Source organism: Photorhabdus heterorhabditis, from assembly GCF_001280945.1.
Taxonomy (GTDB): domain Bacteria; phylum Pseudomonadota; class Gammaproteobacteria; order Enterobacterales; family Enterobacteriaceae; genus Photorhabdus; species Photorhabdus heterorhabditis.
Genome location: NZ_LJCS01000100.1, coordinates 1 through 8,279 on the forward strand (window position 1 = coordinate 1; position 8,279 = coordinate 8,279).

At 53.5% G+C, this 8,279-nt stretch carries 1 protein-coding gene; it reads right to left on the bottom strand.

The features are described from left to right. Positions 1-8,279 (bottom strand): non-ribosomal peptide synthetase (locus AM629_RS19895; RefSeq protein WP_152912039.1); only part of this gene is annotated, 8,279 nt, incomplete at both ends.

The following is an 8,279-nucleotide window of genomic DNA, read 5'->3' on the forward strand; positions in this document are numbered from 1 at the left end:
CATAACTGAGCGTCTGCGTTTCATACTCTAACGCCGTCGCGTCCGGGGTTTTCTCTACCTGCTGTTCAAACAATTGGTGAACACACCACGGGTCAGGGTACGCCGTTTCCGTCGCATTCCAGGTTTCTAGCAGCAGTTTCCGTTCCACTTCCGGCAAGATATTCAGTGCCTGCACCGGTGTATCAAGGGCTTGTTCAAGCGCCTCTACCAAACTTTCCAGCGCTTGTTGCATGTAACCGCACAGGTTTTCCGGATCAAACGGTTGTACCACCTGAGCGGTCAGTCCCAGCGATTCACCAAAATCCTCCACCGACAGCACAAACGGATAGTTGGTTCGCTCCTGACCACTCAGGAATTCAATACCGCTTATCAACTCATCTGACGTTGCCAGCAAGGCATTATGCCGATAGTTCAACAGGCTGCTAAAGAGTGGGATATCCCCCCGCACCCCACTGCAACGCTGGGCCAGCGCCAGTGAAGCATGCTCATGCGTCAATAATCCGGCCAGCCGGGTATGGGCGGCCTGTACGCTGTCTCGTACCGGAGTCTCATTGATATCCAGCCGCAACGGTAGAGTATTGATAAACAACCCCATGCCATTGTCGGCACCTTCGCCTGCCGCCATCCGCCCAAACAACACCGTGCCGAACACCACTTTTTCCTGCCCGCTGGTACGCGACAATACCTGCGCCCAAGCCAGATGGCACAGTGCCGCCAGACTGACGCCCAAACGCCGAGCCTGACTACGCAAACGGTCATTCAATCCGACGGGCAGCATCCGGTAAGATTCCGTCACCTGTGAACCATCACTATGCACCTCCGTCAAACCAAACGGCAGGGTTGGTTCATCCACCTCCGCTAACATGTCAGTAAAGAAACGGGTGTGTTCTTCCTGACTGACCCCCAACCGGGCCTGAGCGACCAGATTGCGGAAAGGTGTCGGCACCGGCAAGTTGCCCTCCCGTCCAGCAAGATATGCCTGAACCTCGTTGTTCATCACATCCATCGTGGTGTGGTCGCCAATCAGGTGATGTTGCAACTCCAGTAAGAACCAGCGGCCATCGGTCTCCTGCGCCACCACAAAACTCAGCAACGGTGCCTGACCCAAATCAAGACGATAATGAAGAGGATTAAAACGTTCAGCCAGTTGATCACAAACTGGCCCATCAGACGGGTCCAGCGTCAATTCAGTCACCGACAAAGGTGCCTGACGCCAGACTACCTGAGCCGGCACAGACAACTCTTGCCAGATAAAGGCGGTCCGCAGGATGTCATGACGATCAACCACCTGTTGCACCGCCGTCAAATAGCGGTCCAGCAGAGTCCGGTCAGCAAAGACCATCTGGTTGGCTAACAAATACGGATCACCTTCGCTTGCCAGTAAATGGTGGAACAAAATCCCGTCCTGCAACGGTGACAACGCATAGATATCCTGAATATTGGTCATCCCACCCGGCACCTGCCCGACGATACGGTCAATCTCTGGCTGAGTCAGATCTATCAGTGGCAACATTTCCGGTGTCAATACGGTGGTTGTTGGCGTAATAACATTAGCAGGCACGATCACAGCCCGATACTGCCCCAACGTTTGGGCCAAGTCTGACAACACCGGCGACTGGAATAGATCACGCACCGCCAGTGTCAATCCCAGATGACGCAGGCGTTCAATCATGCGTACCGCCAGCAATGAATGGCCGCCCAGTGCAAAGAAGCTGTCATACCGACTGACCTGTTCAATCCCCAGTAATTCACGCCAAATCGACGCCAGGGCCATTTCTGTTTCTCCCTGCGGCACGGCGTAAACCTGACGGGCAACCGCTTCACCATCCGGAGCAGGTAGCGCACGACGATCCAACTTACCATTCGCAGTCAATGGCAATGCATCCAGACGTACAAAAGCACTTGGCACCATATAATCAGGTAGCAGGGCACTTAGGTATTCACTCAAACTATTAACCAGCCCCTCATGCGCTTCCGCCACCACATAGGCAACCAGCTGTTTATCCTGCCCCTCACCCAGTGCCAATACAACAACCTCACACACCGCCGGGTGCTCTGCCAGACGCGTCTCAATTTCTCCCAGTTCAATCCGGAAACCACGGATTTTAACCTGCTGGTCGTTGCGGCCCAGGAATTCCAGATTACCGTCCGGCAGATAGCGAGCCAAATCCCCGGTCCGGTACATGCGAGCATCTGGGTTATCACTGAACGGATCAGTAAGGAAACGTTCAGCGGTTAACTCAGGGCGATTAAGATAACCTTGGGCTACCCCATCTCCACCAATATAAATCTCGCCGGTTACTCCCAGCGGCACCGGTTGACCATCAGCAGCCAGCAGATAAACCTGCGTGTTGGCTACCGGTCGGCCAATTGGGACGTTGGTTGCTCCCTGCGCTAATGCATTAATACGGTATGTCGTAGTAAAGGTAGTACCTTCACTCGGCCCATAGCCATTTAATAACTGTTGTGGCGGATTTTTGCTCAGCACCTGACCAATGACATAAGGGTCAAGGGCATCACCCCCGACAATCAAGATTTTAATCTGCGGAAGAACCGGAGATAACTCTGCCGCCAACCAGTTAAACAACCCGACAGTCAGCCACATAACTGTGACGCGGTGAGCCTGTAAAGCCTGTACAAACTCCTGTGGTGTCAATAACGTGGTGCGGTCGATAACCACCAGCGTTCCACCGTTGAGCAAGGGTGCCCAAACTTCAAACGTGCTGGCATCGAAAGCCGGATTAGCGGCGAAGGCAACCCGGTCATCCTGCCCGACTTCAGCATAGCCATTATTGATGACCAGCCTGACCACCGCACGATGAGGTACGACCACACCTTTTGGCATGCCAGTCGAGCCTGATGTGTACATGATATACGCTGATCCGGTACTGTAACGCGCCAGATCAAGGTTGATACGATCTTCCTCTCTGCCCGTATTTTCCTCATCAGAAAGACGCAGCAACGGAACTGAGAGACCAGCCGGGATATCAGTTTGCACATCAGTAATCAATAACTTGGCTGAACAATCATTTATCAACCAATTTCGCCGTTCTTCCGGCACACGGGTATCTATCGGCACGTAAACGGCACCAACCTTAAGGATAGCCAATTGGGCTACCACCAGTTCAACCGACCGCTCCAATAGGATCACGATGTACTCATCAGGACAAACCCCTTGTTCGATCAACTGACGAGCCAACCGGTTAGCACGCATATTCAGTTCCACGTAGCTTAAGGTCTTATCTCCTGCTATCAGTGCCGTCGCCTCTGGAGTTTTCGCTGCCTGCTGTTCAAACAACTGATGAATGCATAACTGCTCAGGATACGTGGTTTCCGTCGCGTTCAACGTTTTTAGCAACAACCTCCGCTCCGCTTCAGGCAGGATATTCAACGCCCGTACCGGAGTCTCCGGGGACTGGTCAAGCGCCTCAACCAGACTCTCCAGCGCCTGCTGCATATAGCCACATAACCGGGCCGGATCAAACGGTTGTATTACCTGAGCGGTCAGTCCCAGCGATTCGCCAAAATCTTCCACCGACAGCACAAATGGATAGTTAGTCCGCTCCTGTCCACCCAGAAATTCAATACCGCTTATCAGGTCATCTGGCGTTTCCACCAGAGTATTATGCCGATAGTTCAACAGACTATTAAAGAGTGGGATATCCCCCCGCACCCCGCTGCACCGCTGGGCCAGCGCCAATGAAGCATGTTCATGCGCCAATAATCCAGCCAATCGGGTATGGGCGGCCTGCACGCTATCCCGTACCGGGGTCTCATCGATATCCAGCCGCAACGGCAACGTATTGATAAACAATCCCATGCCATTCTCGGCACCTTCACCTGCCTGCATACGCCCAAACAACACCGTGCCAAACACGACATTCTTCTGACCACTGGTACGCGACAATACCTGCGCCCAGGCTAGATGACACAACGCTGCCAGACTGACACCCAAACGCCGGGCCTGACTACGCAGACGGTCATTCAACCCAGCGGTCAGCATCCGGTGAGATTCCATCACCTGCGAACCATCACGATGCACTTCCATCAAACCAAACGGCAGGGTCGGTTCATCCACCTCTGCTAACATGTCAGTAAAGAAGCGAGTGTGTTCTTCCTGACTGACACCTAACCGCGCCTGAGCCACCAAATTACGGAACGGTACCGGTGTCGGTAGGTTGTCTTCCTGAGCCGTCAGATACGCCTGCACTTCACGGTGCATCACTTCCATCGTTTCATGGTCACCGATCAAGTGATGATGCAATTCCAATAAGAACCAGCGACCATCAGTTTCTTGGGCAATGACAAAACGCAACAACGGGGCCTGACTCAGGTCAAGACGATACTGACGTGGGTCAAAACGCCGGGTTAACTGGTCACTGACCGAACCGTCAGCTGGGTTTAGTGTCAATTCAGTCACTGACAATGGGGCCTGACGGCAGACCACCTGCGCCGGAACTGATAACCCCTGCCAAATAAAGGCGGTGCGCAAAATATCGTGCCGATCAATTGTCCGTTGAACCGCCGCTAAATAATGGTCCAACATCGCCCTGTCAGCAAAAATCATCTGGCCGATTAACAGATACGGATCACCTTCATCCTCTAGCAGATGGTGGAACAGGATACCGTCCTGCAACGGCGACAGCGCATAGATATCCTGAATATTGGCTATTCCGCCCGGTACTTGGTCAATAATGCGATCAATCTCAGGCTGAGTCAGGTCAATCAACGGCAGCAGATCCGGTGTCAGCACTGTAGTATCCGGTGTAATACGGTTAGCAGGCACCTGGATTTCATTATGCTGAACCAGAGACTGGGCCAGAATACAGAGTGTTGGATGCTGGAATAGCGTTTGTACCGATACACCCAAACCGACACGCCGTAATCGTTCAATCATGCGCACAGCAAGCAGTGAATGACCGCCCAGCGCAAAGAAGCTGTCATGTCGGCTGACCTGCTCAACGTCCAGCAGTTCACACCAGACAGCTGCTAGCATTGTTTCTACCTTTCCTTGCGGGGCCTCATAGACCTGACGGGCAAACGCCTCCTCCCCTGGCGCAGGCAACGCCCGGCGATCCAACTTGCCGTTAGAGGTTTGCGGGAAGGCATCCAAGCGCACAAAAGCTACTGGGACCATATAATCAGGTAAAACAGCACTCAGATGTTCACGCAAACGGGCTGCCAACCCTTCATGGACTTCCGCGATTACATAGGCGACCAACCGTTTATTCTGCCCATCATCCAGCGTCAGCACTGCCGCCTCTTGCACTGCTGGGTGTTCCATCAGCCGGATTTCAATTTCACCCAGCTCAACCCGGAAACCACGGATTTTAACCTGCTCGTCGTTACGGCCTAGGAATTCTAGATTACCGTCTGGCAGATAGCGGGCCAAATCCCCAGTACGATACATCCGCGCATCAGATACCGGATTAAAGGGGTCTGGTATAAAACGTTCTACGCTCAATTCTGGCCGGTTCAAATAACCCCGTGCCACCCCGACACCACCAATATACATTTCACCCACACAGCCTAATGGTACTGGCTGACCGTATCTGTCCAGCAGGTAGACACAAGTATTTTTAAGTGGCCGACCAATAGAACAATCATCGGCAGGGGATACTATCTCCTTACAGGTCGCTGTCACGGTATTTTCCGTCGGGCCGTACGCGTTCAATAACCGGGGTCGGTGGATTTCCCGCGCAAACCAATCCTGAACAGCTCTCTTTTTAACCGCCTCACCCCCAATGATGATCAGCCAGAGACAATCCGGCAGCGGTAATCCATCGTCTCTGGCAATCAATTCAGACCAAAATGACACCGGCAGAGACATCACCGTGATCCGGTTTTGCCCGGCTAAGGCAATAAATTCCTGAACAGAAGTCAGCCAGCTGTCATCACGCATCACCAGCGTGGCGCCGTTGCATAATGTCGAGAAGCATTCTTCTACTGAAACATCAAAAGCAAAAGAAGCAAATTGCAATAACCGGTCTTTCGCCGTGATCGCATAGCTTTCATTAAAACCCAAATGACGCTGATATACCGCCTGATGTTCCACCATCACCCCTTTAGGCTGCCCGGTAGAGCCAGAAGTATAGATGACATACGCCAAATGCTGTGGTGTCAATGCCGTCACCAATGGATTATTATCCGGCTGGTCTGGCAGGGTATTCGGGTCAAGTACCGTCAGCCCAGCTAACGATTCGTTACCTAGTGCTGCCTGCCCAGTCACATCCGCTAATACCACTGACGGCGTGGTGTCATTCAGGATATATGTCAAACGTTCCATTGGATAAGTTGAATCCAAAGGCACATAAGCGCCACCCGCTTTCAACACTGCCAACAGCGCTACCACCATGGCCGGAGACCGTGATACGCAAATCGCCACCCGCTGGTCCGGCTCTACGCCCAAGGCAATCAGCTGATGAGCCAACCGGTTAGCACGGGCATTTAACTGCGCATAGCTAAGGGTTTGCTCTTGATACTCCAGTGCCGTCGCCTCTGGAGTTTTCTCCACCTGTTGCTCAAATAACTGATGAAGACATAACGCATCAGGATACTCGCTTTCCGCCACGTTCCCGGTTTCCAGTAATAACCTGCGCTCTGCCGGGGGCAGAATATTGATTTCCCCAATCCGCTGTTCGGCATGAGCAACCATGGCTTGCAGTACCATGTGCAGATATCCCACCTGCCGCTCTATGGTCGGTTGATCAAACAGGGCGGTGGCATAACTCAGCACACCAGCAATCCCGCCCTCCTCTTCTGACAAGCTAAGATCAAGATCAAACTGGACGTCACCAAGAGCTTGATCGACTGCTGACACAGCCAGCCCCGGTAGCTGCCATTCCGCGTTCTCATTGTTCTGCCAGGCAAACATCACCTGGAACAACGGCGTATGCGCCAGTCGGCGCGGCGGTTGCACAATTTCCACCACCTGATCAAACGGTAGATCCTGATGTTCCTGCGCCGCTAAGGCGGTTTGCCGTACACGTGCCAGCAACTCGGTTATCGTCAACTCGCCCGACAAATCCATGCGCAACGCCAGCGTATTCACAAAGAACCCGATCAACGGTTCCACTTCCTGACGACTGCGACCAGCACTCGGCGTGCCTATCACCACATCCTCTTGACCTGACAGGCGCGACAGGACTATTGCCCAGGCGGACAGCAGCGTCATGAATAACGTGACACCGTGTTGCTCACTCAGACGTTTCAACGCGGTCGTTAACGCCGCATCCAAGTTAACCGGCACGACATTGCCGGCAAACGACTGCTCAGGCGGACGGGGTCGGTCAGTGGGTAGATCCAGCAGAACCGGCGCGTCAGCCAGCATAGTACGCCAATAGTCGGATTGAATCCGGGTACGTTCAGCCGACAGCCACTGGCGCTGCCAAGCGGCATAATCCGGGTATTGAATCGCCAGCGGTGGCAATGGGTCCGGTTGCCCGGCCAGAAATGCCGTATAGAGCGCATTCAATTCACGTATCAGCACACTGACAGACCAGCCATCGGAAACAATGTGATGCTGGGTGAGCAAGAACTGGTATTCATCATCGGCAAGCCGGATAAGACGGGCACGGATGAGCGGACCATGGTCAAGATCAAATGAAGTATGGGCTTCCTCGTCGTTCAAACGCTCAAGCACCATGTCGGCATCCGGGAGTCCACGCAGATCATGTTGAGATAAAGGCAAGCCGCTATCCGCTTCCAATAGCCGTACTTGCGGTTGACCATCAACCGAGACAAAGACAGAACGTAACGCCTCATGACGAACAAACAAAGCATCCAGCGCCTGCTGCCAGGCCACAATATTCAGTTGACCACCCAAGCGCAGGGCCATCGGGATATGATAAGTCTCACTGACGCCATCCAACTGAGCCAGGAACCACAGACGCTGTTGAGCAAATGACAGCGGCAGCACTTCCTCACGGGATATCGGCAGGATGGCCGGCAATATAGCGCCCTGTTGACTAGACCGAGCCTGCATGACCTCAGCAAAAGCCATCAAAGTAGGAGACGAAAACAGGGTAGTCAACGGCAGTTCGACACCCAGCGCGGCTACCCGGTTCATCACCCGCATTGCCAGTAACGAATGGCCGCCTAGGGCAAAGAAATTATCGTGCCGACTAATCTGGTCAATCCCCAGCAACTCACACCAAATCGTCGCCAGTGTGGTTTCTGTCTCCCCCTGCGGTGTCTCATAGCTCTGACGGGCAAAAGCTTCATTGTCCGGTGCCGGCAACGCCCGGCGATCCAGCTTACCATTCGGGGTTTGCGGGAAG